34 protein-coding genes and 3 other annotated features are annotated in these 26,696 nt (G+C 45.2%); of the genes, 5 read left to right on the top strand and 29 right to left on the bottom strand.

Annotated elements, in window-relative coordinates:
- The 21 genes from C6P11_RS01865 to C6P11_RS01765 all read right to left on the bottom strand — a co-directional run.
- Positions 1 to 539, bottom strand: a 539-nt coding sequence (locus tag C6P11_RS01865; protein ID WP_210114206.1) for a transposase, incomplete at its 3' end; no start/stop codon positions are given.
- Positions 540 to 798: 259 nt separating this feature from the next.
- A complete protein-coding gene (gene rplL, locus C6P11_RS01860) occupies positions 799 to 1,164 on the bottom strand; it encodes a 50S ribosomal protein L7/L12 (protein ID WP_004560214.1) in 366 nt (121 codons plus the stop codon).
- Between the two features lie 90 nt (positions 1,165 to 1,254).
- Positions 1,255 to 1,761, bottom strand: coding sequence for a 50S ribosomal protein L10 (gene rplJ / locus C6P11_RS01855; RefSeq protein ID WP_004560215.1), 507 nt, complete (start codon positions 1,759 to 1,761; stop codon positions 1,255 to 1,257).
- A gap of 27 nt (positions 1,762 to 1,788) precedes the next feature.
- Positions 1,789 to 1,915 (bottom strand) — a sequence feature (ribosomal protein L10 leader region).
- A gap of 71 nt (positions 1,916 to 1,986) precedes the next feature.
- Entirely contained in the window at positions 1,987 to 2,679 is a 693-nt protein-coding gene (rplA, locus tag C6P11_RS01850; RefSeq protein ID WP_071707820.1) for a 50S ribosomal protein L1, read from the bottom strand.
- Positions 2,680 to 2,774: 95 nt separating this feature from the next.
- Positions 2,775 to 3,200, bottom strand: coding sequence for a 50S ribosomal protein L11 (rplK, locus tag C6P11_RS01845; protein ID WP_004560217.1), 426 nt, complete (start codon positions 3,198 to 3,200; stop codon positions 2,775 to 2,777).
- Between the two features lie 157 nt (positions 3,201 to 3,357).
- The gene (gene nusG / locus C6P11_RS01840; protein ID WP_004560218.1) at positions 3,358 to 3,912 is read right to left on the bottom strand and encodes a transcription termination/antitermination protein NusG; all 555 of its coding nucleotides are present in this window, start codon (positions 3,910 to 3,912) and stop codon (positions 3,358 to 3,360) included.
- 104 nt (positions 3,913 to 4,016) lie between these two features.
- Positions 4,017 to 4,187 (bottom strand): preprotein translocase subunit SecE, encoded by a 171-nt coding sequence (secE, locus tag C6P11_RS01835; RefSeq protein WP_004560219.1) that lies wholly within the window; start codon positions 4,185 to 4,187, stop codon positions 4,017 to 4,019.
- A 43-nt stretch (positions 4,188 to 4,230) separates the two neighbouring features.
- A complete protein-coding gene (rpmG, locus tag C6P11_RS01830; RefSeq protein WP_010372159.1) occupies positions 4,231 to 4,380 on the bottom strand; it encodes a 50S ribosomal protein L33 in 150 nt (49 codons plus the stop codon).
- 65 nt (positions 4,381 to 4,445) lie between these two features.
- Entirely contained in the window at positions 4,446 to 5,021 is a 576-nt protein-coding gene (locus C6P11_RS01825; RefSeq protein ID WP_135518145.1) for a hypothetical protein, read from the bottom strand.
- 124 nt (positions 5,022 to 5,145) lie between these two features.
- On the bottom strand, positions 5,146 to 6,042 hold the full coding sequence (gene rlmB / locus C6P11_RS01820; RefSeq protein ID WP_206766204.1) for a 23S rRNA (guanosine(2251)-2'-O)-methyltransferase RlmB: 897 nt from the start codon (positions 6,040 to 6,042) through the stop codon (positions 5,146 to 5,148).
- Entirely contained in the window at positions 6,026 to 6,451 is a 426-nt protein-coding gene (locus C6P11_RS01815) for a Mini-ribonuclease 3 (RefSeq protein ID WP_004560222.1), read from the bottom strand. The genes rlmB and C6P11_RS01815 overlap by 17 nt, the downstream gene beginning before the upstream one ends.
- A gap of 48 nt (positions 6,452 to 6,499) precedes the next feature.
- Positions 6,500 to 6,979, bottom strand: coding sequence for an S-ribosylhomocysteine lyase (locus C6P11_RS01810; RefSeq protein ID WP_135518143.1), 480 nt, complete (start codon positions 6,977 to 6,979; stop codon positions 6,500 to 6,502).
- Position 6,980: 1 nt separating this feature from the next.
- Positions 6,981 to 7,838, bottom strand: a complete 858-nt coding sequence (locus tag C6P11_RS01805) for a MetQ/NlpA family ABC transporter substrate-binding protein (protein WP_135518141.1) — start codon at positions 7,836 to 7,838, stop codon at positions 6,981 to 6,983.
- A gap of 5 nt (positions 7,839 to 7,843) precedes the next feature.
- A complete protein-coding gene (locus C6P11_RS01800) occupies positions 7,844 to 8,962 on the bottom strand; it encodes a vitamin B12 independent methionine synthase (protein WP_135518139.1) in 1,119 nt (372 codons plus the stop codon).
- Positions 8,963 to 9,173: 211 nt separating this feature from the next.
- Positions 9,174 to 9,421 (bottom strand) — a binding site (T-box leader).
- A 52-nt stretch (positions 9,422 to 9,473) separates the two neighbouring features.
- Positions 9,474 to 10,244 (bottom strand): acetoin reductase, encoded by a 771-nt coding sequence (locus C6P11_RS01795; protein ID WP_135518137.1) that lies wholly within the window; start codon positions 10,242 to 10,244, stop codon positions 9,474 to 9,476.
- 142 nt (positions 10,245 to 10,386) lie between these two features.
- Positions 10,387 to 11,802 carry a cysteine--tRNA ligase gene (cysS, locus tag C6P11_RS01790; RefSeq protein ID WP_135518135.1) on the bottom strand — a complete coding sequence of 472 codons (1,416 nt, stop codon included), beginning with the start codon at positions 11,800 to 11,802 and terminating at the stop codon, positions 10,387 to 10,389.
- A gap of 145 nt (positions 11,803 to 11,947) precedes the next feature.
- Positions 11,948 to 12,469 carry a hypothetical protein gene (locus tag C6P11_RS01785; RefSeq protein ID WP_135518133.1) on the bottom strand — a complete coding sequence of 174 codons (522 nt, stop codon included), beginning with the start codon at positions 12,467 to 12,469 and terminating at the stop codon, positions 11,948 to 11,950.
- Entirely contained in the window at positions 12,469 to 12,873 is a 405-nt protein-coding gene (locus C6P11_RS01780) for a DUF4430 domain-containing protein (protein ID WP_167849507.1), read from the bottom strand. Before C6P11_RS01780 ends, C6P11_RS01785 begins: the two co-directional genes overlap by 1 nt.
- Positions 12,874 to 12,894: 21 nt before the next feature.
- Positions 12,895 to 15,075 carry a ribonucleoside-triphosphate reductase, adenosylcobalamin-dependent gene (nrdJ, locus tag C6P11_RS01775; protein WP_135518129.1) on the bottom strand — a complete coding sequence of 727 codons (2,181 nt, stop codon included), beginning with the start codon at positions 15,073 to 15,075 and terminating at the stop codon, positions 12,895 to 12,897.
- A gap of 337 nt (positions 15,076 to 15,412) precedes the next feature.
- Positions 15,413 to 16,237: an ammonia-dependent NAD(+) synthetase gene (gene nadE / locus C6P11_RS01770; protein ID WP_056973520.1), complete on the bottom strand. Its 825-nt coding sequence runs from the start codon at positions 16,235 to 16,237 to the stop codon at positions 15,413 to 15,415.
- 10 nt (positions 16,238 to 16,247) lie between these two features.
- Positions 16,248 to 17,732 (bottom strand): nicotinate phosphoribosyltransferase, encoded by a 1,485-nt coding sequence (locus C6P11_RS01765; RefSeq protein WP_135518127.1) that lies wholly within the window; start codon positions 17,730 to 17,732, stop codon positions 16,248 to 16,250.
- Between the two features lie 163 nt (positions 17,733 to 17,895).
- Here C6P11_RS01765 and C6P11_RS01760 point away from each other — a divergent pair, with 163 nt between their 5' ends.
- From C6P11_RS01760 to C6P11_RS01740, 5 genes are all read left to right on the top strand, one after another.
- Positions 17,896 to 18,570 (top strand): YoaK family protein, encoded by a 675-nt coding sequence (locus C6P11_RS01760; protein ID WP_135518125.1) that lies wholly within the window; start codon positions 17,896 to 17,898, stop codon positions 18,568 to 18,570.
- A gap of 61 nt (positions 18,571 to 18,631) precedes the next feature.
- Positions 18,632 to 18,898 (top strand) — a binding site (T-box leader).
- A gap of 121 nt (positions 18,899 to 19,019) precedes the next feature.
- On the top strand, positions 19,020 to 19,850 hold the full coding sequence (locus tag C6P11_RS01755) for a MetQ/NlpA family ABC transporter substrate-binding protein (protein ID WP_135518123.1): 831 nt from the start codon (positions 19,020 to 19,022) through the stop codon (positions 19,848 to 19,850).
- Positions 19,851 to 19,915: 65 nt separating this feature from the next.
- Positions 19,916 to 20,965: a methionine ABC transporter ATP-binding protein gene (locus C6P11_RS01750; RefSeq protein WP_210114211.1), complete on the top strand. Its 1,050-nt coding sequence runs from the start codon at positions 19,916 to 19,918 to the stop codon at positions 20,963 to 20,965.
- On the top strand, positions 20,965 to 21,660 hold the full coding sequence (locus C6P11_RS01745; RefSeq protein WP_135518119.1) for a methionine ABC transporter permease: 696 nt from the start codon (positions 20,965 to 20,967) through the stop codon (positions 21,658 to 21,660). The genes C6P11_RS01750 and C6P11_RS01745 overlap by 1 nt, the downstream gene beginning before the upstream one ends.
- A gap of 111 nt (positions 21,661 to 21,771) precedes the next feature.
- A complete protein-coding gene (locus tag C6P11_RS01740) occupies positions 21,772 to 22,491 on the top strand; it encodes a CPBP family intramembrane glutamic endopeptidase (protein ID WP_135518117.1) in 720 nt (239 codons plus the stop codon).
- Between the two features lie 32 nt (positions 22,492 to 22,523).
- Here the strand turns inward: C6P11_RS01740 and C6P11_RS01735 are convergent, their stop codons facing one another.
- From C6P11_RS01735 to infA, 8 genes are all read right to left on the bottom strand, one after another.
- Positions 22,524 to 23,396, bottom strand: a complete 873-nt coding sequence (locus C6P11_RS01735) for an SPFH domain-containing protein (RefSeq protein ID WP_135518147.1) — start codon at positions 23,394 to 23,396, stop codon at positions 22,524 to 22,526.
- Positions 23,397 to 23,593: 197 nt separating this feature from the next.
- On the bottom strand, positions 23,594 to 23,794 hold the full coding sequence (locus C6P11_RS01730; protein ID WP_135518115.1) for a hypothetical protein: 201 nt from the start codon (positions 23,792 to 23,794) through the stop codon (positions 23,594 to 23,596).
- Positions 23,795 to 24,037: 243 nt separating this feature from the next.
- Positions 24,038 to 24,424, bottom strand: a complete 387-nt coding sequence (gene rplQ, locus C6P11_RS01725; protein WP_004560241.1) for a 50S ribosomal protein L17 — start codon at positions 24,422 to 24,424, stop codon at positions 24,038 to 24,040.
- Positions 24,425 to 24,462: 38 nt separating this feature from the next.
- Entirely contained in the window at positions 24,463 to 25,407 is a 945-nt protein-coding gene (locus tag C6P11_RS01720) for a DNA-directed RNA polymerase subunit alpha (protein ID WP_135518113.1), read from the bottom strand.
- Positions 25,408 to 25,458: 51 nt separating this feature from the next.
- A complete protein-coding gene (gene rpsK, locus C6P11_RS01715; protein ID WP_004560243.1) occupies positions 25,459 to 25,845 on the bottom strand; it encodes a 30S ribosomal protein S11 in 387 nt (128 codons plus the stop codon).
- A gap of 34 nt (positions 25,846 to 25,879) precedes the next feature.
- On the bottom strand, positions 25,880 to 26,245 hold the full coding sequence (rpsM, locus tag C6P11_RS01710; protein ID WP_004560244.1) for a 30S ribosomal protein S13: 366 nt from the start codon (positions 26,243 to 26,245) through the stop codon (positions 25,880 to 25,882).
- Positions 26,246 to 26,296: 51 nt separating this feature from the next.
- Positions 26,297 to 26,416 carry a 50S ribosomal protein L36 gene (gene rpmJ / locus C6P11_RS01705; protein ID WP_004560245.1) on the bottom strand — a complete coding sequence of 40 codons (120 nt, stop codon included), beginning with the start codon at positions 26,414 to 26,416 and terminating at the stop codon, positions 26,297 to 26,299.
- A gap of 33 nt (positions 26,417 to 26,449) precedes the next feature.
- The gene (gene infA / locus C6P11_RS01700) at positions 26,450 to 26,665 is read right to left on the bottom strand and encodes a translation initiation factor IF-1 (RefSeq protein WP_004560246.1); all 216 of its coding nucleotides are present in this window, start codon (positions 26,663 to 26,665) and stop codon (positions 26,450 to 26,452) included.
- Between the last annotated feature and the right edge of the window lie 31 nt (positions 26,666 to 26,696).

Below are 26,696 nucleotides of genomic sequence, written 5' to 3'. Positions count from 1 at the left end.
ACGGTTCCAGTTAAAGCATCGGTCATGATAAGCGGATGGTAACCGACGTTCAAGTAGTGATAATTAAAACCAATTTTTTCTTGATGACCAAAGGTCTCAAAGTAGGTTGAATCCAAATCTAGCACCAGTTCAGTATTGGCTGATCTTTCATCAATTAAAGAGACAATACGACGATTTAATTCTTGTAGCTCATCAATGTCTTCGTTCGTGAGATGTGATAGAAATCTGGAAATAGTTGGTTGAGATGCCATGTTTTGCGCATAAACAAGTCGATGTTCGATATCTTGGGTCAAGTAATCTGCAACGTCGTCGTTGCGATAACCTTCGATAACTTGAATGAGCATTTGCAATAACAATTCTACCTTAGCATAGCGTGGATTTTTGCGATTATCGTTGAATTCAACGTTATTAAAGAGCCTGGAAATTACAGGCGAATTCAGAAAAATACTAAGCAGCACGTTGCCACCATCCGAGGTAATTGGTGCCCCATTGTCTGAAACTGCAACTAAATGGTTGCTAGGTAATACTTTTTGAGTCATAATTTTAGACGCTCCAATTTTTGAGTATTTGGTTTGTTTTCCACTAACAAAATATCATAAAAAAGAGCTCCTATGGTTTTCACCCAACGGGTGAAAGCGCAAAACCCGCTGAAACGGTATTAACTTGCTGTTTCAGCGGTTTTTTGTTTGTCTTGATGAATAATCCGGGTCTAAACTTTTAGAAGCGCAAAAAAAGACGTGATACCGAAGTATCACGTCTTTTTTGAAGTATCACGTCTTTTTTAAAGAAGGGCGTTAATTACTTAACAGTAACAACGGCACCAGCTTCTTCCAACTTAGCCTTCAATTCGTTAGCTTCGTCTTCTGAAACGCCTTCCTTGATAGCTGAAGGAGCGTTGTCTACCAAGTCCTTAGCTTCCTTCAAGCCCAAACCAGTTGCTTCGCGAACTGCCTTGATAACTTGAACCTTAGCTGAACCAGCTGAAGTCAACTCAACGTCAAATTCAGTCTTGGCTGCTTCGGCACCACCAGCTGCACCAGCAACTGCAACAGGGGCAGCAGCTGAAACACCAAACTCTTCTTCAATAGCTGAAACCAAGTCAGCCAAGTCCAAAATCGTAGCTTCCTTCAATGAAGCGATGATTGAATCCTTATCAAATGCCATGATAATTAATCTCCTCGTTTATTTGCCTATGCGGCGATTTTATTTGTTTGGGCAATGCCCGGGTAAACCTGCATAATGCCAAGCGGATGCTTAGGCTTCAGCAGCTTCTTCCTTTGCGTCTGACACAGCCTTAACTGCGTATGCAAAGTTGCGAACAGGTGCTTGCAACGTTGACAACAACATTGACAACAAACCGTCGCGGTCTGGCAAAGCTGCGTACTTGTTGATATCTTCAACAGATGCAACTTGACCGTCAACAACACCACCCTTGATTTCCAAGGCTTCGATGTTATCAGCAAACTTCTTCAAAATGCGTGAAGGAGCGATTGCGTCCTCGTTAGAGAATGCAACGGCTGATGGTCCGACAAACAAGTCGTTCAAGTCAGTCAATTCAGCGGCTTCAGCAGCACGCGTCAAGATCTTGTTCTTGATAACCTTCAACTCAACGCCTTCTGAACGCAATTCTGAACGCAAGTTGTTGGCTTGTTCAACCGTCAACCCACGCACGTCAACAACAACTGCAGATGCGGCTGACTTAAACTTGTCAGCAACTTCTTCAACTTGTTGTGCCTTCAAAGCAATAGTTGCTTCACTCATGGTAATGTTCCTCCTGTTAAGATTTTGATTCGTACCAAAAGACCCCCAGTACATACTGCACCGGGGGTCAAAAGTCGCTTACGCGTTTTTCACTTCCTCGGCGGGTTATTAAGTCTTACGACACCTGCGTCTTAGGTAGAATCGATTTATTACTCGAACTACTTTATCAGGTAGTCGAGGAAGTGTCAACATGAAAAGCTAACTTTGATCTAGAAAAATTCTAAATTACAAAGAAGCAATATCGATGTTAACAGCAGGTCCGAACGTTGAAGCGATTGATACGTGCTTTACGTATGCACCCTTAACAGCGGCAGGACGAGCCTTCAAGATAACGTCTGACAATGACTTGATGTTTCCAGCAAGCTTGTCGGCGTCAAATGATACCTTACCAACTGGTACAGCAACGTTTCCGTCACGGTCAGTACGGTAAGTAACCTTACCTGACTTAGCGTCAGTAACGGCCTTAGCTACGTCAAACGTAACAGTTCCCGTCTTAGGGTTAGGCATCAATCCCTTAGGACCTAATGCACGTCCAACACGACCAACTTGGGCCATCATGTCAGGCGTAGCAATGGCAACGTCAAAGTCCAACCAACCGTCAGAAATGCGTTGAACCAAGTCAGCAGCACCAACTACGTCAGCACCAGCTTCTTCAGCTTCCTTAGCCTTATCACCTTGAGCAAAGACCACAACAGTTTGGTCCTTACCAGTACCGTTAGGCAAAACAACGGCACCACGCAATTGTTGGTCAGCTTGACGAGTATCAACGTTCAAGTTGAACGCGATTTCAACAGTTGCATCAAACTTGGCAAAGTCGATGTCCTTTACCAATTGGGCAGCTTCTTCAACAGTGTACAACTTAGCACTGTCGATCTTTTCAGCGGCTGCCAAATACTTCTTACCATACTTCTTAGCCATGGTAGCTATTCCTCCTTGCAAATGCGGTCAAACGGTCATTGACCTCCCGCTTGATCATGCTTAGTTTCCTACGCGATCCGTACGGAACCCGTTAATTAGCCTTCAACAGTGAAGCCCATTGAACGAGCAGTACCTTCGATCATGCGAACAGCTGCATCAACGTCAGCCGCGTTTAGATCTTGCATCTTAGTTTCTGCAATTTCACGTACTTGTGCTGCAGTAACCGTAGCGACCTTCTTAGTGTTAGGCTCACCAGAACCCTTTTCAACACCGGCTGCCTTCTTCAACAAAACTGCTGCTGGAGGCGTCTTAGTGATGAATTCGAATGAACGATCTTCATATACAGTAATAACTACTGGGATCAACAAACCACCTTGGTCGGCAGTGCGAGCGTTAAACTCCTTTGCGAATCCCATGATGTTAACACCAGCTTGACCCAAAGCAGGTCCAACTGGAGGTGCAGGGGTAGCCTTACCGGCCGGAATCTGCAACTTAACAATGCTTGAAACTTTCTTAGCCACGATTGTTTCCTCCTTCGTGTTTGTGGTGTAATGGCGCGTTTCGATTTACGCCTCCCACATATGCGTGTTGCCACACATACCAGATTATAATAACAAAACGCCTGACTTTTGACAAGTCAGGCGTTCACTAAATATTCTTAATTTTCGTTGTTTCCCATTAAATCAATGGTTGAACATCGTTAAATGAGATTTCAGTTGGTGTTTCGCGACCCAAGAAGTCAACCAAAACCGTTACTTCTTGCTTGTCGTTATCGATAGCCGTTACTTCACCTTGCATACCTGCAAATGAACCAGCAACAATCTTGACCGTCTCACCAACTTCAACGTTAAGCTCAGTTACCTTACGTTCAACGATGTTCATACGTTGCAACATGTCGTCAACTTCATCAGGCAACAATGAAACTGGCTTTGAACCACCACCGTGAGAACCCAAGAAACCAGTAACACCTGGTGTGTTACGGACAACGTACCAAGCTTCGTCAGTCATAATCATCTCAACCAAGGCATAACCTGGGAAATCATTTTCCTTGATGATCTTCGTCTCGCCGTCCTTCTCAACTTCAACTTCTTGTTCAGGCACGATAACGCGGAAGATGTAGTCAGTCATCCCCATCGTTTCGATACGTGATTCCAAGTTGGCCTTAACCTTGTTCTCGTAACCAGCGTATGTGTGCAAAACGTACCATTGCTTATCGTATGACTCAACTGCCATGATTGCCTCCTCAGGTTATACCTGTAATTTTTGTAAATTAAAAACCCTCATGACTGAGGGTTTTATTATCTGCGTTTCGATATTTTTATTATATCGCAACCGGCTTACTTAGACAACCAAGTAACCCCTTGCTCAAATACCCAGTCAGCGCCACCGAACAAAACGGCGAAAAACAAACCTGTCATCAAAACAATTGAAGTGTCACGGACGTTTTCACTCAAAGTAGGCCAAGTAACCTTCTTCATTTCCGCAACAACACTAGCCAAAAACTTCATGTCATGTACTCCTGTATCCAGAACGGTTTAGCCGACCTGGTGCTTACATCGTCTCGCGGTGCATTGTGTGTTGTCCGCAGAACTTGCAAAACTTCATAACTTCAAGACGCTCAAGACGATTTGGCTTCTTCGTTACCATATAGTTTCGTGATCCGCAGACACTGCACGCTAAAGCGACTTTCTTTGCTGCCATAATGTGTCTCCGCTCTATCTATTTTCTCGTTTAATCTATTGTTAACTATACCACAATCGCCAATCTCAGTCATCATACAACTCGACGGAAAGTTTAATCTGGATCTGGCGACGCATTAAATAGCCCCACGATTTTGAACGATGCAATATTTCAGCGCACTCCTCGACCTTGTACCCCGATATCCATAACTTCAAAAATTGCCTTTCTTTTGGCGTCAAGTTTGACAATACCGCTTGCAGTGACGTTTTAATGTGTTGCTTTTCTTCGTAATATATCACCGTGTTCTCTTCCAGTCGCCCGCCATTCGCGTGCTTCTCATCTTCCATTGCAACGGTCTCAAATGATGCGTCGACGCGATACTCAAGTCGCCAAATTTGCCGGGCATGGTGTCGCAGTGCCTTTTCGTAATAACCCACTAACGTCGGCCAGGTAAAGAGTCTTAGCGACGCCAAGGCACGATATAACACATACTGGGCTTCTGAATACCAGTCACGCGACTTTATGCGTGAATCTTGGCGTGCATATTCGCGCCAAATCAAACCATTTAACTGACTACTGAGTGTGGTCAATGCGATTGCATCCCCATCCCGTGCATCTTTCATGATGTCTTCTATATTGTCCGGCACACGCTTCACCATCATTCAGGCCCTCCTCGTAGGTTGTCTTATTCCATACAATGCCACAAAGCAGAGGCTATGCCACGATTATGCAAAAAAGGTACTCTCTCACTTCATTGAGACAGTACCTTTGTGCGTAACATTTATTCTATAGTGGGTTGCGGCTATTAAATGCTTGATAGATAAGCAAACTAGCTGCCACTGAAGCATTCAAACTTTGGACGTGACCAACCATTGGAATCGTCAACGTCTCATCAACCGTCTTCTTCAACAATGGTGAAATACCCTTACCTTCATTACCGATGATAAGCGCAGTTGGCCCAGCAGCGTCCCAGCGACGGTAATCCTTACCATCCATGTCCGTTCCAAAGACCCACAAACCGCGTTCCTTCAATTGTTCAACCGTTTGAACCAAGTTAGTAACACGTGCAACTGGCACGTGCTCAATTGCTCCTGTAGACGTCTTGGCAACAACTGATGTCAATTGTACCGCACGACGCTTTGGAATGATGATACCGTGTACACCAGCCGCATCCGCCGTTCGCAAGATTGATCCCAAGTTGTGAGGATCTTCAATTGAATCCAACACCAAGAAGAATGGTGCTTCATCCTTTTCAGCTGCCTTGGCAAACAAATCATCAATCGTTGCATATGCATATGCAGCAATTGATAACACGACACCTTGGTGATTTTGACCATCCGTCAATTCATCAAGCTTAGCCTTAGGCGCATCTTGGATGACCAAGCCACGCTTCTTAGCTAGCGTCATGACTTCATTTCGGATTTTGTCTGTCAAACCAGTTTGTAGCCAAACCTTGTTGATTTCCGTTTCACCCTTCAACGCTTCAACAGAAGCGTGGTGACCAAACACGAATTCAGTTTGCGCTGCAATATCCTCTTGGTCTGATTCTGGTCGTTCTGCACGCTTTGCACGTGGTTGACGGTCACGGTCGTTAAAGCGGCGGTCTGCTCCACGACGATTATTATTGCGCTCTGGCTTACCACCACGATCGCGCTTGTTTCGGTTATTACTTTGTTGTGCCATTTGCTCTCGTTCGTCCACTTTCTACTTGTTCATAAACCCAGGCAATAATTTCATCCAAACGGGCTTGTTGGTCACTCGCTGCTAAGTAGCCAATTAGCGCCTCAAATCCAGTTGAAATACGGTACGTTACCACGTCCGTGTTCTTTGCCTTCGTATGTGAATTTGCATTACGCCCACGCTTAAAGTAGGCCATCTCTTCTTCAGTCAATAGGTCATCCGTTTCCATCAACGCAAACAAAGCCGCGTGTGCCTTAGCTGACACATAATTCTTTGATTCCCGTTGCAAACGGGCTGGCTTGGTAATCCCTTTGGCTAGCAAATGTTGACGAATGTACACTTCGTACACCGCATCCCCATAATAAGCCAAATCCAAGCCATTCAATTGCTCATAATTAATCTTCTCATTCATGCTTACTATAATAACAGAAAAACCAGGTCAATGACCTGGTTTTACTTATTATGCTTCTACAACGTGACGAACAAATGGATCATCTGACAATCCTTGTTCCAAGATAATCGCCGCCCACGCCTTAGCTGAGTGAAGGCTGTGATCCTTGAAATTACCGCACTCACGAATCGTTGTTGCGGGCACATCATCCCAAGTAATCTCATCACGAATCTTGCGCAACACGCGGGTGAATGTTTCCGCAAGTTGTGTTGGCGTATACGTTTGCCAACTAATAACATGAAAGCCCGTACGACATCCGAATGGCGAAATATCAATAATGCCATCCAATTCATCGCGAACCAGGCTCGCAAATAGGTGCTCCAACGTGTGAATACCGGCCGTCTCAATCGACGTTTCATTCGGTTGCACCAAGCGCAAATCGTAATTTGCAATCGCACCACCAGCTGGGCCAGCTTGCTCTTCAATTAAACGCACATATGGTGCTTTAACTTTTGTGTGATCAAGTGTAAAACTTTCAACTTCTGCCATGTTATTTTCCCTCCAAATAAGATACAGGCTTCTTCACTTCAACCTTTGTGCCGTGGTATTGGTTCTTAATCCACTTTTGTACTGCTGGGTCACGATATAGCGCCACAAGCTTCTTGTATGTCTTGTTATTGGCTTGTGATTCACGCGTTGCCAAAATGTTGATGTTACCAATCGTGCCTGAGTTAATTGACTCATGATAAAATGAATCCTTCAAAACATTCAAACCACCGGCTTGTGAAACTGAATTTGAAATTAGCACCGCTGCCACTGAGTCATCTTGCTTAACCAGTGACACCCCAGTTGTGTCATCAATTTCCTTGAACTTAAAATGATGTGGATTGTCAGCAATATCAGCCACCCCTGACAAGGCTGAGAAGTTTGCCTTCAACTTAATCAAACCAGCGTTAGCAAGCAAGCGTAGCCCACGAGCTGCATTGGCGTTATCACGCGCAATCGCAATTGTGCTACCATCCGGAATATCGCTTACTTTGTGATAATCCTTTGAGTACACACCCATCGGCTCAATATAAGTTGTGCCGAGCGCAGCTAGCTTCTCCGTATCGGTCTGCTTATTGAACGCATGGAAATAGTCATAGGACTGAAAGGCATTCACATCGACTTCACCCGAAGCCGTCGCCTTATTTAAGGTTCCCCCATCTGTAAATTCTTTCACCTTAATTTGCACATGCGCCTTTTTCGCTGCCGATGAGTCGGCAATATGACGCCAAATTTCAGCATCTCCAGTGACCGATCCAACCGTCACCTTTTTAACCGTCGCCGCCTGAATTGACGTCGTTGTCGCTAACAACGTCCCAGTCAGGACAACCCCAGCAATCACAATTCCCAATCTCTTAACCATTTCGCCTACCCCCAAACTTCATCCGCAATGTGCTTGATGAATGATAACTTTGTCCATTCTTCTTGTTCCGTCAACGCATTTCCCTCTTCCGTGGAAGCAAAGCCACATTGCGTCGATAGCGCTAAGTTTTCAAGCGGAATTAGTTTAGCTGCGTCAGCAATGCGATTCTTAATCGCCTCGGTTGACTCAAGCTTAGGTGACTTGCTTGTCACCAAGCCCAACACAATCGTGACATCTTCACGACCTTGCCAAATTTCAGGCAAGGGCTCAAAGTCACCTGAGCGGGCATCATCATATTCCAAGAAGTAGGTGTCATAGTGCAACTGCCCAAGGTACTTCGCTACTGGTGCATAACCACCTTCGAAGAGATACGTTGACTTGAAGTTACCTCGGCAGATGTGTGTTGAGATTTTAAAATCTTCTGGCAAACCATCCAACGCCTTGTTAATGACATAAACGCTGTCCGTCGCAATCTTTTCATACTTAGCACGCTCAGCCGGATCATTCTTGAACTCGTTCAACTTGCTAATCAAGAAGGCCCAGGTCGTATCATCTAGTTGGACATAGCGACTGCCCAAATCATAATAGCGTTGCAACGTATCATGGTACGCTTGCGCTAAATCATCCAAGTAGGCTTCCCATGTGTCATAAAACTCTAAGGCCCGGTCCGAACGACCATCGCGGAAGAGCAACGTCGGTGCTGGAATCGTTGACTTAGGTTCAGTCCCCTCTGGCGCAATTGACTTCAGGTAGGCGAAGTCTGCAAAGAATGGATGGTCTGGATTAAAGGCAATCTTGCCAGTCAATTGCACGTTATCCGTTCGCGTTTTCTCACCGTGGAATTTGTATGAATCTTCTTGCGTGTATCGGTCAACCCCGGTGAGTCCCCACAAAAAGTCGAGGTGCCACCACGAACGGGCAAATTCACCATCCGTGACATCCTTCAATCCAACTTCATGTTGGTGAACCGCCAAATCATGAATTTCGTCATGTTGCACTTGAATGAGTGTCTCATGGTCGATTGTCCCGGCCGTGTAATCTGCACGAGCTTGCTTCAATGCTGCTGGACGTAGATATGATCCAACCTGGTCAAAGTGATAACGTACCTTAGTTCCTACTGTCATAATTTCTAACTCTCCTGTTGTTTAAAACTTAATCTGTCGTAGCTGTCATTTTGTCTGGCCCACTGCCAGTTCCAAAAAATCACATTCGACTTTGACCAAGCCCCTCACCAACAAAAAGACATCGGTGAGCGGTGACACATAGATATTGCATCGTTCCTTCCTCACTTTCTTCAACTATCCGTAAACAAAAAACGTCCCGTAGCCACTACAGCTACGGGACGTTTTCACGTGTTACCACCCGGGTTCAATGGTCCTCAAAAATAGGAACCATCCTCTTTCAGTACGGTCGTATGCCGACGATACCTAAGCGCGATAACGGGCGCACCCGAGTGACGCTAACACTTTGCTCACGTCATTAAGACTCCAAGACCATTTTCCAATTCGCGCGTCCGTTAATTCACACCAACCATTAACTCTCTGGCGACGCTTGAAAAGTACTTATCTCTTCCTAGTCGATGTTTGTATCTTAAAACTAAAATTAGAAAACGTCAATAGTTTTATTAAAAATAAATTAGAGAAACTCCATGCCGCCATCAACCATGATAGATTGCCCTGTAATATAAGCGGCTGCTGGTGACGCAAACCAGGCGACAACTTCAGCAACATCAGCCGGCGTCGCTTCACGCCCCAAGGCAATTTCAGTTAAAACGTTTGCTTGTTGTTCAGGCACCGTCACCTGCTTAATCGCCGCCGTTCGCTCATCAATCGCATCCCGCAATGGTGTGCGTACTACGCCGGGGTTGTAGGCGTTAACTGTAATTTGATCCGCCGCCAATTCCTTGGCAGACGATTGCGTTAAGCCACGAATACCAAACTTTGATGCCGAATAGGCACTTTGTAACGCTGATGCCTCCACACCAGCCAGCGAGGCAGCGTTCACAATACGCCCACCATGCCCTTGTTGCTTAAAGCGCGTCGCCGCGGCTTGAATCCCCCAGTAAGTGCCCTTTAGATTCACATCAAGAATCCGTTCAACATCAACCGGATCAGCATCAACAAACGAATCAATCACTGCAATCCCGGCATTATTCACATACACAGCCAACTCACCTAAGTCAGACACTGCCTGGTCAACCAGTTGGAACACCTCACCCCGGTGCGCCACATCAATCTGATAAAACTTAGCCTGATAGCCAGCTTCAATCAGCGCGTGGGCAACTTCTTCTCCAGTAACGGTATTGATGTCTGCAACACCAATCGCAAACCCATCTTTTGCCAATCGGAAGGCGATACTTTCACCAATTCCCTGACCAGCACCTGTTACAATCGCCAATTTCGTCATAATAAATTCCCCCTCTGCATGCGTACACAATAACCCCACCCACGCAAAAGTTCAATAGTTTTATTAAAAAACGATTAGAAAAACGGCCAACAAAAAACAGCCACCCAGCAATAAGCCAAGTGACTGTTTCAAAAACTATTAATTATGCACGACGCCAGCGTGTTCCTTGTGGCGTATCTTCTAGGATAATGCCACGAGCAGCCAACTCGTCACGAATTTCATCTGAACGAGCAAAGTTTGACGTCTCACGGGCAGCATCACGTTCCTTGATCAATGCATCAACATCTGCATCCAACAAAGGTGCTTGCTCCAAACCATCAACGCCAAACACGTTCATCAAGTCCTTGATTTGCTTCAAGACAAAGTTAACCGTGTCAGCCTTAACTTCTTCAGCTTGTGAGTACAAGTTTGCCAATTCAATCAACTCATAAACCGCCGTCATAGCGTTTTGTGCGTTGAAGTCATCGTCCATGGCCTCTACAAAGGCATCAACCTTTTCTTGTGCCTTTGCTTCGATATCTGCATCTGAACCTTCAACTGCTGATCCCAAACGGAATTGCAAGTTGCGGTACCCAGTGCGGATACGCTCCAAGTTACGGGCAGCCAAGTCCATGTTCTTTTGTGAGTAAGCAATTGGACGACGGTATTGCGTCGTTGCCATGAAGAAACGCAAAACCATTGGATCATCGATTTGTTGCAACAATTCGTGAACAGTCGTGAAGTTACCCAATGACTTTGACATCTTTTCGTTTTCGTCACCAACCGTAACGAAACCGTTGTGCAACCACTTCTCAACGAACTTCTCACCAGTGTGAGCTTCAGTTTGTGCAATTTCGTTCGTGTGGTGTGGGAAAGCCAAGTCAATTCCACCACCGTGGATGTCCAAGTGGTTTCCCAAGTACTTCGTTGACATCACTGAGCACTCGATGTGCCATCCAGGACGTCCCTTACCCCAAGGTGAGTTCCAAGCAATGGCACCATCGCCGTTCTCACCCTTCCAGACAGCAAAGTCCATTGGGTCTTCCTTACGTGCCAATTCACCGTCATCCAAACGACCAGCAGCGTTAGATTCCATCTCAGCCAAATCTTGGTGAGCCAAAATACCGTAACCCTTGAACTTCTTAGCACGGAAGTAAACGTCACCTTCAGACTCGTAAGCGTAACCCTTCTTGATCAAGTCCTCAACGAACTCGATAATCTCAGGAATGTGCTCAGTTGCACGAGGGCGAACAGTTGCAGGCTTGATGTTCAATGGTGCTGTGTCTTCGTTGAAGGCATCGATGTACTTGTCGGCCAATTCAGGAACCGTAATTCCTTGTTCAGCAGCAGCAGCAATCATCTTGTCATCAACGTCAGTGAAGTTAGAAACATAGTTAACTTCGTATCCGCGGTACTCGAAGTAGCGACGAATAGTGTCGAACGTAATCGCAGAACGTGCGTTACCGATGTGGATGTAGTTGTAGACAGTAGGTCCGCAAACGTACATGTTGATCGTCTTCTCGTTGATGGGCTTGAAATCTTCCTTTTGCAAGCTCATCGTGTTGAACGTCTTCATCATTGTGATTTACCCCTTTTAGTTTGTATAAGCCAATGGTAACATGACGGCAAAAAATCCCTAAACAATATGCTTACAGTTAGGTGAACAGGCAATAATTTAATTATCATATTCCCCTAATGCATCACACTTATTTTATCATAGTAAGTCAAGCTTTTTGCGGTATTTTTTGATACATCATCAGTATCCGAGAAAACGGATGAAATAGCGCTATCACGCACACAAACGTCGCCACACAATGAACGAAATCAAACGATAATCCGGCCAGCCAATAACTCCAAATTGCCGGCCAATTAAAGCCACCAAATAAGAACGGTGCTTGCAAAATTGTCGTCCAAAAACCGTAAGTTAAGCAAAAGACTAAGCCAACAATCAACGCCATGCTTTTTTCATCAGCAATATGCCGACTGCCGCTGGTAATCAAGACTAATCCGGCATACAAAATTATTTGCACCACCACGACTGGGTGCATCCCCAACAACAATCCCGTTAAAATCACGGCAAGACTTGTTGCTGGCAAGGCAATGCGCCAGCCAAAATACCAAGCAACAAGGATGACCAAAGCAGTGAACGGGGTCACGTTTGGCCACGGATGCACGAACAGGCGCGCGACAACCATCACGGCCGTCAACACGCCTGTCATCGCCACCCAATGTAGCGTTTTTGTCATTAGAACTGCTTCAACTCAAAGGTAATACGATCACCGGAATGCAACTTCAAATCAGCGGGCGCTTCACTGGTTTGCTTTCCATTTACCGTATAAACCCAGTATTGGTTCTTCACTTGATTTTGGGCACGACCATCAATTTCAGTGATAAACCCATCGGCCGTCACTGACATCTTTGGCTCACGCTTCTCGTTTTGGGTCAAATCCAAAAGCGTTTCACCCTTTTTCAACGTCACTTTGAACGTCTTCTCTTTATCATCATGCTTCACAACCATTGTCACATGACGTTCTGTCTTTGCTTGCGTTGTTTGGGCATCTGTTCGACTTTGCCAATGCTGCATACCGAACAATGTCGCACCAATAATCAAAACTAGCGCAATCAACAACATCAAAACTTTATTAATCACTCGCATCTCTCTGCTCCTGCGTTACTTAATTGGGCATGCACCCGTCTCACAATCACTTGAATCAACCAAGTCCATCAACTTATCTTCACTGTGTAGCGCTTCGTAAACCGCTTGCACATCACCGAATACTGATACTGAACGTTCAGCATAATCTTCAGCTGAAATTGGCTCCTTTGGCGCTTGCGCAAAGCCGTGCCCTGAGTAAGGCAACATTGACGTTGACTTAATTTGTGGGGCGTATTGGCGCAACATCTTAGCCAACAGCGGCTTCTCATCCTCTTGGAACGTAATCGTGCAGCTGACTGAGTTGTCAGCCCAGTACTTTTGCAAGAAGGCTTGGTTCGCTAATTGCTCGGCAACACTGACTTCACCTGCTGACTTAAAGCCAGGATAATCAGCTGAAGCAGCCTTAACTGGGAACTCCACAACCATCGTGTTTTCTGAGTATACATCTGGCTCGATATGGTAACGAGCAGCTTGCAACGCCTTCAACAATGGATCCGTATCTTGGAAACGAATGCGTTGAATCAAGTGGTCAGCGTAGTTAAAGTGCATACCTTCTGAAACACCCGTCAACTTTGAAACCGTACCTGATGGCTTAACCGTTGTGCACTTCACTGATGGGTTGCAGTGCAACGTTGCTGAGTATTGTGCATCAGCTTCCTTAACCGCTTGGTACAAACGGTCAACTTCATTAATCAACTCTTGGTTGTAGATTGGTGTGTCACCGTCCCAGCCCGTCACAACAGGGGCACCGAATGACGTCAAAACCCAATCTTGGATACCTGACAAAGACACCCCGATACGTCGGTTCTTATTAATGATTTGACGTGAAATCTCCCAATCATATGGGCTAAATGTCACACGCTTTGCAAAGCGGGCTCCCAATGCAACGATACGGGCAGGATCAAATCCTTGTTCCATCGCAACGTTCGGGAATACCTCAAACAAATTGCAGGCTTCACAATTAGCCAACGAAATTTCACCACATGGGTTCGTTCCTTCAACATCGGCATCAATTCCTGGTTGCTCACCATCCGCCAAACGGCCGTAGTTACGCAACAAGTCCAAGTTAACAACCCCAGGCTCACCATTTTCAGCAATGGCTGCGACGATGTCATCGTATTGAGCTGTGTCATCAGCCGTTACGAAAACAGAATTGTTAGATGCCCAACGGTGGTGGTAGAGCTTTTCCTTGTCTTGCTTCATCGCAACGAAGGCTGCATCATCGGCATCCCCAAGCGCGATTTCTGCAGAACGACGCACACCACCAGAAACAACTGTCTTACCAATCAAGTTGGCGATGTCCGTGCAATCAACTGATGACAAGTGCTCACCCAACGTGTCGTTCAACAAGTCGTTCACATCTTGAATCAATTCAATCAATGGTGCTGGACCAGAAGCCACACCACCGAAGCCCTTAATCTTAGCGCCCTTAGCACGAATGGCTGAAACATCATAAACAACCGCACGCTTCATGTCTTGACGGAAGTGGCGATCAATCAAATCAGCCGTCATCAAGACCCAACCTTCACGCGTGTCAGGCACTGTCACAACATCGGCATCCCCAACCATAATTTCAGTTGCGTTATCAGCACCAGCAATACGAGCCTCTTCATAAGCATCAGCTTCAGGGTTAATCACGATAGTTGCATCAACTGTTTGGGCAACTGCCGGCATTTGCGCGACGTTCTTTTGTGTCACAGAAACACCAACACCGCCACCCTTCATCAATTGGTCGAACAAGAAAGCAAATGGCATTGAGGCCATGATTTCTTGCTTATCTGCATATGGCGGCACGATGTGACTCTCACCGTATGCTTGTGGGCGCATTGCCACAAACCAGCAGTTGTTCAACGCATCCCCGTGCGCCTCTTGATAAGGCGTACCTGAGATCCACAAGTTACGACCAGATGGTGTTGCAGACAATGAATAAATCGCACGGAACAATTCTTCGGCTTCGATTTGTAGCGCATCAATATCCGCAACTGATGCTGTCCCTTCTTGCAAACGTGGATCCAAGTTGATGTTTCCTTCGATTACACGCTTCACTGTCTCATGCCATTCTTCCGTACGGCCAGCCGCATCATTCCAACGTGCATACGTACGCTTGTAGGTTACCCAACCCAACGTTCCCCAGTGTGGCTTAATGTTCGCAATTGTTTCGGCGACAAACGCGTCTGATAACTTAATAGACCCCATTCCAATACCCCTTTTTGGTAACATTTCGTTAGTATACGAACATTACCCATTATTTATTGTGTCTATTATCGGAAAAATAAATACAAACGTCAAATGAATATTTATTCCTAACTAATAGTGAATAATGATTAAAATATAACTATATGACGCCGTTTCGTTAATTTAAATACACATTTTTGGACGCAATTTTATTCCTATACATTCGTAACCAACAACCTAACGTTCTGTTACATTAGGGTTTTATCATTTTGGAGATTGTCAAAATATACACAATACATTTTCGTTACAAAAAAAGACCTGTTCCCAGCTGGAAACAGGTCTCGTTTCTTATAACGTTTTACTTCCACCACTCATCGAAAACAGTGACTGGTGATTGACGCTTGTGCTCAGTTGTCGTAAACAACTTCTCGATTTGGATGGCATCCTTTTCGGCAACATCCTTGCCTTCTAGATAGTCATCAATTGCATCGTAAGTGACACCCAATGCCACTTCGTCAGGCAACGCTGGACGGTCTTCTTCCAAATCAGCCGTTGGCGTCTTTTGGTACAAGTGCTCAGGTGCACCCAAGTAAGCCAAGATTTGACGGCCTTGGCGCTTGTTCAAACGGTACAATGGCGTGATATCAGCCGCACCGTCACCAAACTTCGTGTAGAAACCAGCCAAAGCTTCAGCAGCGTGATCAGTTCCAACGACAACACCGTGCATCGCACCAGCAACACCGTATTGCGCAATCATACGCTCACGGGCCTTGATGTTACCCTTGTTAAAGTCTGACACCGTCACACCGGCTGCTTCAAGTTGCTTGACCACACCTTGAACAGAGTCTTCGATGTTTACACGAATCGTTTGGTCAGCTTGTTGCCAAGCAATTGAATCCAAAGCATCTTGCTCATCAGCTTGGGCGTTGTATGGCAAACGCATAGCCACAAACTTGTAGTCCGCATCCCCAGTCTCAGCACGCAACTCTTCAGCTGCGGTTTGTGACATCTTACCGGCAAGCGTTGAATCTTGACCACCTGAGATTCCCAAAACCAACGTCTTCATCCCAGTCTTCTTAAGGTAAGCCTTCAACAAGTCCACTGAACGACGGAATTCCGTTTCAGGGTCAATGGTTGCTTGGACACCCAACGTATCAATAATCTTCTTTTGCAAATCACGCATGATGACGCTCCTAATTCTCTTCGTATTCTTTTGCGACTTCAGAGACGTATTCACGGAGCTCCTTAATCAAATTCATCTTGTGATCCCAAGCGGCTTGTGACAAGTCGACTGGGTATTCTTGTGGGTTCAAATCACGACGGTACTCAGACCATAGTGATTCAATGTGCTCAGCTGTGTAATCACGAATATCATTCAAAGCTGGCAAATCATAGACCAACTCACCATCCACAAACACATCTTGCAAGATTGGACGGGCCGTATAATCAACAACCGTCTTATTCAAGTATGGGTAGTTTGGATGGAACATGTACAAACCATCTGGCAACTCACGTGGATCTTCATCCCAAAGGGCAACATAATCACCTTGTGACTTACCGTCAGAGTTACGTGTAATGCGCCAAACTTGTTTCTTACCAGGGTTTGAAATCTTCTCAGCCGTTCCTGAAATCTTAATGGTATCCACCATCTCACCGTTTTCATTCTCCACTGAAACAACCTTATAAACACCACCCAATGCTGGTTGGTCATAAGCCGTAATCAACTTCGTACCGATACCCCAAGTATCAATCTTAGCCCCTTGCAACTTCAAACTCGTAATTGTTTCTTCATCCAAATCATTTGATGCCACAATCTTGGCATCTGGGAAACCGGCTTCATCAAGCATCTTGCGGACACCCTTTGAAACGTAAGCCAAGTCACCTGAGTCGATGCGGACACCGATAAAGTTAATCTTGTCGCCCATTTCCTTGGCAACACGGATTGCAGATGGCACACCAGAACGCAATGTATCGTACGTATCAACTAGGAATACGACATCCTTGTGCGTCTCGGCATATGCCTTAAAGGCTTCATAGTCATTACGGTAAACTTGCACCAAACTGTGGGCGTGCGTACCAGAAATTGGAATACCAAATAGCTTACCGGCGCGCACATTTGACGTTGCGTTAAACCCACCGATATAAGCCGCACGCGTTCCCCACAGGGCCGCATCCATTTCTTGGGCACGACGAGTTCCGAATTCCATCAGCGTTTGATCACCGACAACTGAACGGATACGTGAGGCCTTCGTGGCAATCAACGTTTGGTAGTTAACGATGTTCAATAGTGGCGTTTCCACCAATTGCGCATCAAAAACGCTTCCTTCAACTTGCAAGATTGGCTCGTTGTTAAAGACCACTTCACCTTCACGCGGTGCACGAACTGTCGCCTTAAAACGCCAATCCTTCAAGTAGTCCATGAAGTCTTCGTCGAACTCACCGGTCTCACGAAGGTACGCGATGTCACTTTCTGAAAAATGAAGTCCCTTCAAGTATTCAACCAAACGCTCTAGTCCAGCGAAAACCGCGTAACCATTTTTGAAAGGCATCTTGCGGAAGTACATTTCGTAAACGGCCTTGCGTTCATGAATGCCCTTCTTAAAATACGTTTGCATCATTGATAGTTGGTAAGCATCTGTGTGCAATGCCAAACTGTCATCCGGAAATGCCATTGTCATGACGTTCGTCTCCCTAACTTTCGTAAGTATATATGCCCTATATTTTACCACAATTCAGCTTCCTAAACGCCAGCACACTTTTTTAGCACTGCTCTAAAGTAAGTTGTATACTGTTATTTGGAATTATTTAATTTTAATATGTAGAAAGCTGGTGAATTTGTTCATGGCAGAACAAAAGTTTCCTTATAAGGAGTCTCTCCGTGTAGGTATGTTGCTAGCCGGTACAGCCGGTTACATCGACTCATATACCTTCGCCTTTCATGATAACCGCTTTGCAAGTTTCCAAAGTGGTAACCTATTGCAACTTGGTATTAACGTTGCGTCTGGTAAGTGGCATGCAGCTAGTTTGTTTTTCTGGCCAGTTATTGCCTTCTTCGTCGGCGCAATTTTGAACCAAATCATCAAGAAGGCTTCATTCAAGAATGAAGTGCAATGGGAAGAACGTTCAGTCTTCATCGAGTTGCTTGGCGTTCTATTCGTTGCCTTCCTGGAGCTAGCCCGCGTGAACTCATTGATTGTGCTAAGTGTCTTGGCAATCTTCATGGCCATGCAAGCGGATACCTTCAGCAAGTTGCGTGGTATTCCTTACGCCACGGTTTTGAGTACTGGTAACTTGAAGACGTTCGGTGCCACATTGGCAAATGGCTTCTTGAATCACGATAAGTCACAATTCGTGAAGACGCGTAACGTTGGTTTGGCTATCGCCTCATTCTTGGGGGCAGCGATCATTGCCCACTTCCTTGGTTTGATGATTGGTGACTACACACTATTCGGTGCGCCAATCCTATTGGCCTTCGTTTGGTTCTTCGTTCGCCAAGACCGTTTGGAAACAAAGTAACTTTTCCTGTTGACACGTTTCTCAGAATCAGTTAATATACAAATCAAGCATTTTATAAGTTTTAAACAAGTTGAGCAGGAAAGTAAGTTACCTGAAGCATCAAAGAGAGACAACGTTCGGTGTGAGTTGTTATGTGGATTGTATCTGAAAATGGCCTGTGATTGGCGTTGGTGAGCAGCAAGTCTGTAAGCTAACGACGGATTGGTCTACGTTACAAGACACACGAATCGGCAAAGCATCATCTCGCTCACTGCCCGCTCGTTGTTAAGGTCTGGAGTGGCAACGCTCCAGATGAAGTAGAATGGTAACACGAAGACTCGTTTCTATTTGATCATCGATTTATTTGAATGGTCATTTGGAAACGAGTTTTTTCTTTTTCTACTCACCTGTTTAGAACTAACACATTATTGATATGGGACATGAACTTTAATTATTTGGGAGATTTATTTATGAACAAGGTATTTAAGACTGGTGTTGCGGTAGCTGCCGCAGCGTTGACTGCATCTGTTGTTTTGCCTGCTACGGCTGTTTCAGCTGATTCAAAGACTGTGACGGTTGGTATCGTCGGAACGTCTGACAAGGGCGTTTGGGAAGAAGTTGCTAAGACGGCTAAGAAGAAGTACGGCATCACGATTAAGACAAAGGTCTTCACGGACTACAACCAACCTAACAAGGCTGTTGCTGATGGTTCATTGGACTTGAACTCATTCCAACACTACTACTTCTTGGAAAACTGGAACAAGTCAAACAAGAACTCAGTTAAGGCAATTGGTAAGACTTTCATCACGCCAATCCGTTTGTACTCAGAAAAGTACAAGTCAGTGAAGAAGTTCAAGAAGGGTGATTCAATCGCCGTTCCTAACGACGCAACTAACGAAGCGCGTGCCTTGACGTTGTTGCAATCAGCTGGTTTGATTACCTTGAAGAAGGGCGTTGATATGCCAACGGTCAAGGATATCAAGACGAACAAGTTGGACTTGGACATCAAGGAAGTGGCTGCTGACCAAACACCTTCATCATTGAAGTCAGTTGATGGTGCGGTTATCAACACGAACTACGCACAACAAGCTAAGTTGAAGTTGAGCTCAGCAATCTACGTTGAGCCTGTTAACAAGGACTCAAAGAAGTGGATCAACATCATCGCCGCTTCAAAGAAGAACGCTAACAAGAAGATTTACAAGCAAGTTGTTAAGGCCTACCAAACAAAGGCTACTAAGGACTACTTGAAGAAGACTTGGGGACAAGCTGAAATTCCAGCTTGGGACATCACATTGAAGTAATCAACTTCACCCCCACCGCTTTCACGAGCGGTGATACATATCGAGATTAATAAGGAGAGATTTTAATGGCTGTTATTCAACTAATTGATGTCAACGTGACATTTAAGCAAAAGAATCGAGAAATTGTGGCGGTTCAAAACGAATCTATCACAATTGAAAAAGGTGATATCTACGGAATCGTTGGTTATTCTGGGGCCGGTAAGTCAACGCTAGTGCGTACGATTAACTTGTTGCAACGTCCTACTTCAGGTTCTGTTTTGGTGAACGGTACTGAAATGACAACGTTGAGCCCTGCGCAATTGCGTGATGAGCGTAAGAAGATTGGGATGATCTTCCAACACTTCAACTTGATGAGCGAATTGACGGTGTTTGGTAACGTTGCACAACCATTGAAGCACTCTAACCTTTCAAAGGCTGAGAAGGCTGCTAAGGTTAACGAATTGCTTGAATTGGTTGGCTTGGCTGACCGTGCTGAGAACTACCCTTCTCAACTATCCGGTGGTCAAAAGCAACGTGTTGCCATCGCGCGTGCCTTGGCTAACGACCCTGAAATTTTGATTTCAGACGAAGCCACATCAGCCTTGGATCCTAAGACAACGAACCAAATTTTGGCATTGTTGAAGCAATTGAACCAAGAACTTGGTTTGACCATTGTGTTGATTACGCACGAAATGCAGGCCGTTAAGGAAGCCGCTAACAAGGTTGCTGTGATGGAAAATGGTGCCATCATCGAACGCGGTTCATTGCTTGAAATCTTCACGAACCCACAAAAGCAATTGACGAAGGACTTCATTAACACGGCCACGAACCGTGACGAAGCGCTTGAAAAGGTTAATGAGCTTTTGGCTGAGCAACCATTGTCAGCTGATGAAGAGCTTTTGCAAATCGATTATGTTGGTGCTGATACGGCACAACCATTGCTATCAACGATTTACGCCGACTACGGTGTCACAACAAACTTGTTGTACTCAAACATGGAGATCTTGACGAAGACGCCGGTTGGCTTGGCCATCGCTATCTTCAAGGGAACTGATTCACAACGTGCGACAGCTAAGGCAAGCTTTGCTGATCACGGTGTTAAGATTGTCGAACTTGCTAAGGGAGGACAAAACTAATGATTCACTGGATTGAAACGACATTTCCAAATGTTTATCAACTTGGCTGGAGTGGTGACTACGGCTGGGGAATTGCCATCTGGCAAACTATTTACATGACCATCGGTTCAGCCTTCTTCGGTGGCTTGCTTGGGCTTGCCTTCGGAACTGGTTTGGTCCTAACGACTGAGAACGGTATTACGCCGAACCGTACCGTATTCCAAATCTTGGATAAGGTCGTCTCTGTCGGCCGTGCCATTCCATTTATCATCATGGTGGTGGCCTTCTCACCTTTGACGCAATTAATCGTTGGTACCACAATCGGTACGACGGCCGCCCTTGTGCCATTGTCATTGGGTGTTTTCCCATTCTACGCTCGCCAAGTGCAAGTCGCTTTGTTGGGTGTTGATGCTGGTAAGGTTGAAGTCGCTCGTTCATTTGGTGCAACGAACTGGGACATCATTACTGACGTTTACCTACGCGAAGGTCGTTCAGAATTGATTCGTGTCTCAACGGTTACTTTGATTAGCTTGGTTGGTTTGACAGCCATGGCTGGTGCTATCGGTGCCGGTGGACTTGGAACAACTGCTATCGTGACTGGTTACCAACGTTTCCAAAACGACGTTATGTGGTTGGCAACCATCATCATCTTGCTCCTTATCGTGTTGATCCAATTCGTTGGTGACTTCTTCGCTAAGCGTGCACATCACGGATAATTAATTTAAGCCTGGTCTCATCTGTTGAGGCCAGGCTTTTTTCGTGTGTTATTCCCCCTTCTCCATGTACAATAAGTGAAGTTAAATACGTAAAGAAAGGCGGCTCATATTTTGAAATTCATCGCATTTTTAAAGTGGCTCATCTGGCTCGTCATTGGTTTCTTCATTAGTGGTGTGATTGGCATTGTCATCGACAAAAGCAATCTCATGACAAATCTATTTGGAGGCCTTGGCACAACGATTGGGACACAAATCAACGATATCTGGTGGTTCCTGCCACTAGCGCTACTCAATATTCTCCTCTTCCACTACGCCATCGGTTGGTGGGGTAAAAAATCCGGACTTGCTTGGTTACTCCTATTGCCATACTTGCTCTACGCGGTTGTCAGCACGATCGCCCAGGGAATTACCTGGAATACAACAGCCATAGTTTATCTGATTGGCGCTTTGGTGGTTGGGTTGACCGAAGAATATATCTTCCGTGGCGCTTTGTTTGCAGCCTTCAAGAAAGCCGGGGTTGGTGATACAGCACTTATCGTTGTATCAGCTCTTATCTTCGCTGCATTCCACTTGGTAAATGGCCTTGCAGGTGGCAACTTAATTGCCCTAGTATTCCAAGTACTATTTACATTTGGATTAGGCATTTTCCTCGGGGTCATCTATCTAAATACAAAGGCGCTACTACCCATCGCATTCGCACACGGTTTCTACGACTTTTCAGTCCTAGCACCAGGTCATGCCCTGTTTAACATGGGTGGTATTACCAACATTCTTATTTTAACAATTGCACTTATTATTCTCGGGGTTGTTTACCAGAAGAAAATTGCATAACAAAAGGCAGCTCAACCGAGCTGCCTTTTCGTTTACTTTTGATTTGTGTTTAGAAGCTGTCCAGCGACCTTTAGTTCACCAAGGGCATCAATAGCTGTATTCGGTACGATAACCGTGTTAGCAGGGCTCTTAGCAACGTCTCTGAAGGCGTCAATGTTTTGAGCGACCAAGTAGTTTGCATCAACCGTACTCAAAATATCATTTGCCTTTTGAATACGATATGCCTCAGCATCTGCCGCCAAACGTACGGCCTTGGCATTAGCTTCAGCTGTTGAAACCAAGGCATCGTTCTGTGCCTTCGTCGTCAGCTCGATTGAACGTGCCTCACCTTCGGCACGCGCAATCGCAGCTTCACGTTCACGCGTGGCATTGATTTGCTTATTCATTGATTCTTGAATCTCAGGCGTTGGTTGAATGGTATCAATATTAATACGATCAACATTTACACCATAAGCATCCGTAATTGACCCCAGTTCCTTGCTTAGCGCTGCGTTAATACGCTCTGTCCCATTCAAAACTTCGTTCAAATCCATCGTACCAATAATGTCTCGCAAATGTGCACGTGATTGTTGCACCATCGACTTTACTGAATCCGCGTTCTCAAACGTAAACTTGTATGGATCCGTTATGTGATAGTTTAATGACAATGAAATAATAACTTCAGCGTTATCACGTGAGATGACACTTTGCTCGCTTAGGCGCAAGGGTACTTGTGCCAAGTCAACACGGTCAACACGTGTGATAAATGGCATCACAACGTGCAACCCAGGCGCAATTTGGCGTTGATATTTACCAAGCACTGAAACCATACCCACCATATTCTGTGGAATGATGCGAATACCAGTAAACACAACAAACGCCAATATAATTAACAACAATACGATTAACACACTAAATAAGATCATCATTATCCCCCATTTCAACCAACATAACCTTATTAACTATTACATCGTCAATTATAACAGTATCACCAATGTTAAACTGAGACGGATTGTTAACTTGATAATAAATACCGTTAAGTTTTAGCATATCATCCGTATAATTATCGTCTGTTAAGGTAATGATTTCTTGCTTGAGACGATCATCGAAATTATAGGCCATATTAGTTGTTACGCTGCAACTTCTCTAGTGCCACCGTGCCCTCTGAAACCCCGGTAACTCGCACAGAATCCCCAATCTGCAACCCATCAAAACAACGATAAGGATAACGTTGTCCCTTGATCCATACCTTGTCTGACGTTAGGCTCCCCGGCATCAAATGAAACGTCATATTTAAAATGCTATCATCCATGTGTGCGTTCATAATATAATCCCCTTGTAATATCAGTAAGTTTACATACATTATAGACACATCAACCACCAAGGTAAACAAAAAGCCTTTAAATCGGACCAACCGACTTAAAGGCAAAAGTATACAAAAAAACCTCACACATTACTGGTGCGACACAAGTGCCATTCAACCTAGACTTGGCTTAAAGCCATCATCGTAGCGGTTTATACCATGTAACATGAGAGATTTCATTGTTTTATTAATTAACCAATGAAATTAGTCAACCAATTCCAAGATAACCATTGGTGCAGCGTCTCCACGACGTTGTACCGTCTTCAAGATACGAGTGTAACCACCCGCACGGCCCTCAAAGCGAGGTGCAACATCGTTGAACAAGTGTTGCAAAGCCGTTTCTACCTTAACCTTGTTATCTTCAGTCGTTTGTACGTCTGCAACAACGTTACGTACGAAAGCAGCGGCCTTACGGCGTGAAGCCAAGTCACCACGCTTACCCAACGTAATCATCTTCTCTGCAGTACGACGAACTTCCTTAGCGCGGGCTTCTGTCGTTTGAATGCGACCGTTGATCAACAAAGCAGTCGTCAAATCACGCAACATAGCCTTACGTTGTGAGCTAGTACGTCCCAACTTGCGGTATCCCATGAGTATGTCCTCCTTTACTTGGAATTCTATCGTTTAATCTAATCTTCCTTGCGGAACCCTAAACCGAGCACTGCCAGCTTTTCCTGGATTTCGTCAAGTGATTTCCGACCGAGGTTTCGTACAGACATCATTTGAGTCTCTGTACGCTCCGTCAACTCTTGCACAGAGTTGATCCCGGCCCTTTTGAGACAATTATAAGAACGAACTGACAAGTCCAACTCTTCAATAGGAGTGTCGGCATGATTGCTAGTTGGTACTTCTTCCTTGTCTAACATCACTTGTGTGTTAACCGCGCGTTCTGACAATTCAACAAATGAGTTCAAGTGGTCTGACATGATACGGGCTGCCAATGAAATAGCTTCAGTAGCAGTCAATGATCCATCAGTCCAGATGTCCAAAGTCAACTTGTCAAAGTCATCACGTTGTCCCACACGAGTGTTCTCAACTTGATAGTTTACGCGTTCGATTGGGGTAAAGATTGAATCAATTGCTAGAACGCCAATTGGCATTTCTTCATGCAATTCCTTATTCTGGTCCGCTGACACATAACCACGTCCGCGTTCTGCAGACAAAGTCATGTGCAACGTAGCCCCAGCCGCAACAGTGGCAATGTGAAGATCCTTGTTCAAGATCTCTACATCACTATCTCCAGCGATGTCGCCGGCCGTCACAGTAGCGGGACCGGTTACGTTAACTTCGAGCGTCTTCGCTTCATCACTATCGATGCGCATTGAAACCTTCTTGAGGTTCAAGATGATTTGCGTTACATCTTCAACGACACCTTCGACCGTTGAAAACTCATGCAAAACGCCATCAATTTGTACTGAATTGATTGCCGCACCAGGCAATGAAGACAACAATACACGGCGTAGGGAGTTACCCAAAGTAGTTCCGTAACCACGTTCAAGCGGCTCAACCACAAACTTACCGTAATTGCTATCCTCTTCAACCAGCGTAATCTTTGGGTTTTCGAATTCAAGCATACTGTTTGTTACCCCTTTCAAAGCATTGTGTGAACTAGTTGCAACTGGCAATTAGACACGACGACGCTTTGGTGGACGTGAACCGTTGTGTGGTACAGGAGTAACGTCCTTAATTGACGTAACTTCCAAACCAGCAGCGGCCAACGCACGGATAGCGGCTTCACGACCTGAACCAGGTCCCTTAACAGTGACCTCAACAGTCTTCATGCCGTTTTCCATAGCACCCTTGGCAGCAGCCTCAGCAGCCATTTGCGCAGCAAATGGCGTTGACTTACGGCTACCCTTAAATCCAAGAGAACCAGCTGATGACCAAGCAACGGCGTTACCTTGAACGTCCGTGATCATCACAATCGTGTTGTTGAACGTTGCGTGGATGTGTGCAACACCTGACTCAATATTCTTCTTTACACGACGCTTACGATTAGTACGACCTGCCATAATCAAGTAATCTCCTTTCTTTACAAATTAAGAATTACTTCTTCTTACCTGCAATTGCAACAGCTGGGCCCTTACGCGTACGGGCATTGTTCTTCGTGTTTTGACCACGAACAGGCAAGCCCTTACGGTGACGGATACCACGGTATGATGCAATTTCTTGCAATGCCTTAATGTTCAATGAGATTTCGCGACGCAAGTCACCTTCCACCTTGATACCGTCTACGACGGCACGGATGGCGTCCTCTTGGTCGGGCGTCAAATCACGAACACGTACGTCTTCAGAAACCTTAGCTTCTTCCAACACCTTCTTGGCAGTTGCGTTACCGATTCCATATACATATGTCAATGCGATCACGACACGCTTGTCGCGAGGCAAATCAACACCAGCAATACGAGCCATTACGATTACCTCCTATATAAGATTTAAAAAGTTTTTGTGTCAAAATGCAAATTATGCACCTTGGCGTTGCTTGTGCTTAGGGTTTGCTGAGCAAATCACCATCACACGACCGTTACGCTTGATAACCTTGCAGTTATCGCACATAGGCTTAACAGATGGACGAACCTTCATGGTATTTACCTCCCTTGGATTTTTTATGGTTGACTACTTAAAGCGGTACGTAATACGTCCCTTAGTCAAATCATATGGCGACATTTCAACCGTCACACGATCACCAGGCAAAATGCGGATAAAGTTCTTACGAATCTTCCCTGACACGTGAGCTAGAATGGCGGCGCCGTTTTCCAATTCAACGGTAAACATGGCATTTGGCAAAGTTTCCTTTACCACACCAGAAATTTCAATAACATCGTTGGCCACGTTGCTGCCTCCTTAGTTGTGACATTGGAGA

The organism is Weissella confusa (genome assembly GCF_004766315.1).
Taxonomy (GTDB): domain Bacteria; phylum Bacillota; class Bacilli; order Lactobacillales; family Lactobacillaceae; genus Weissella; species Weissella confusa_A.
Note: the sequence above shows the minus strand (reverse complement) of the source record. Positions and strands in the feature narration are given on the sequence as shown.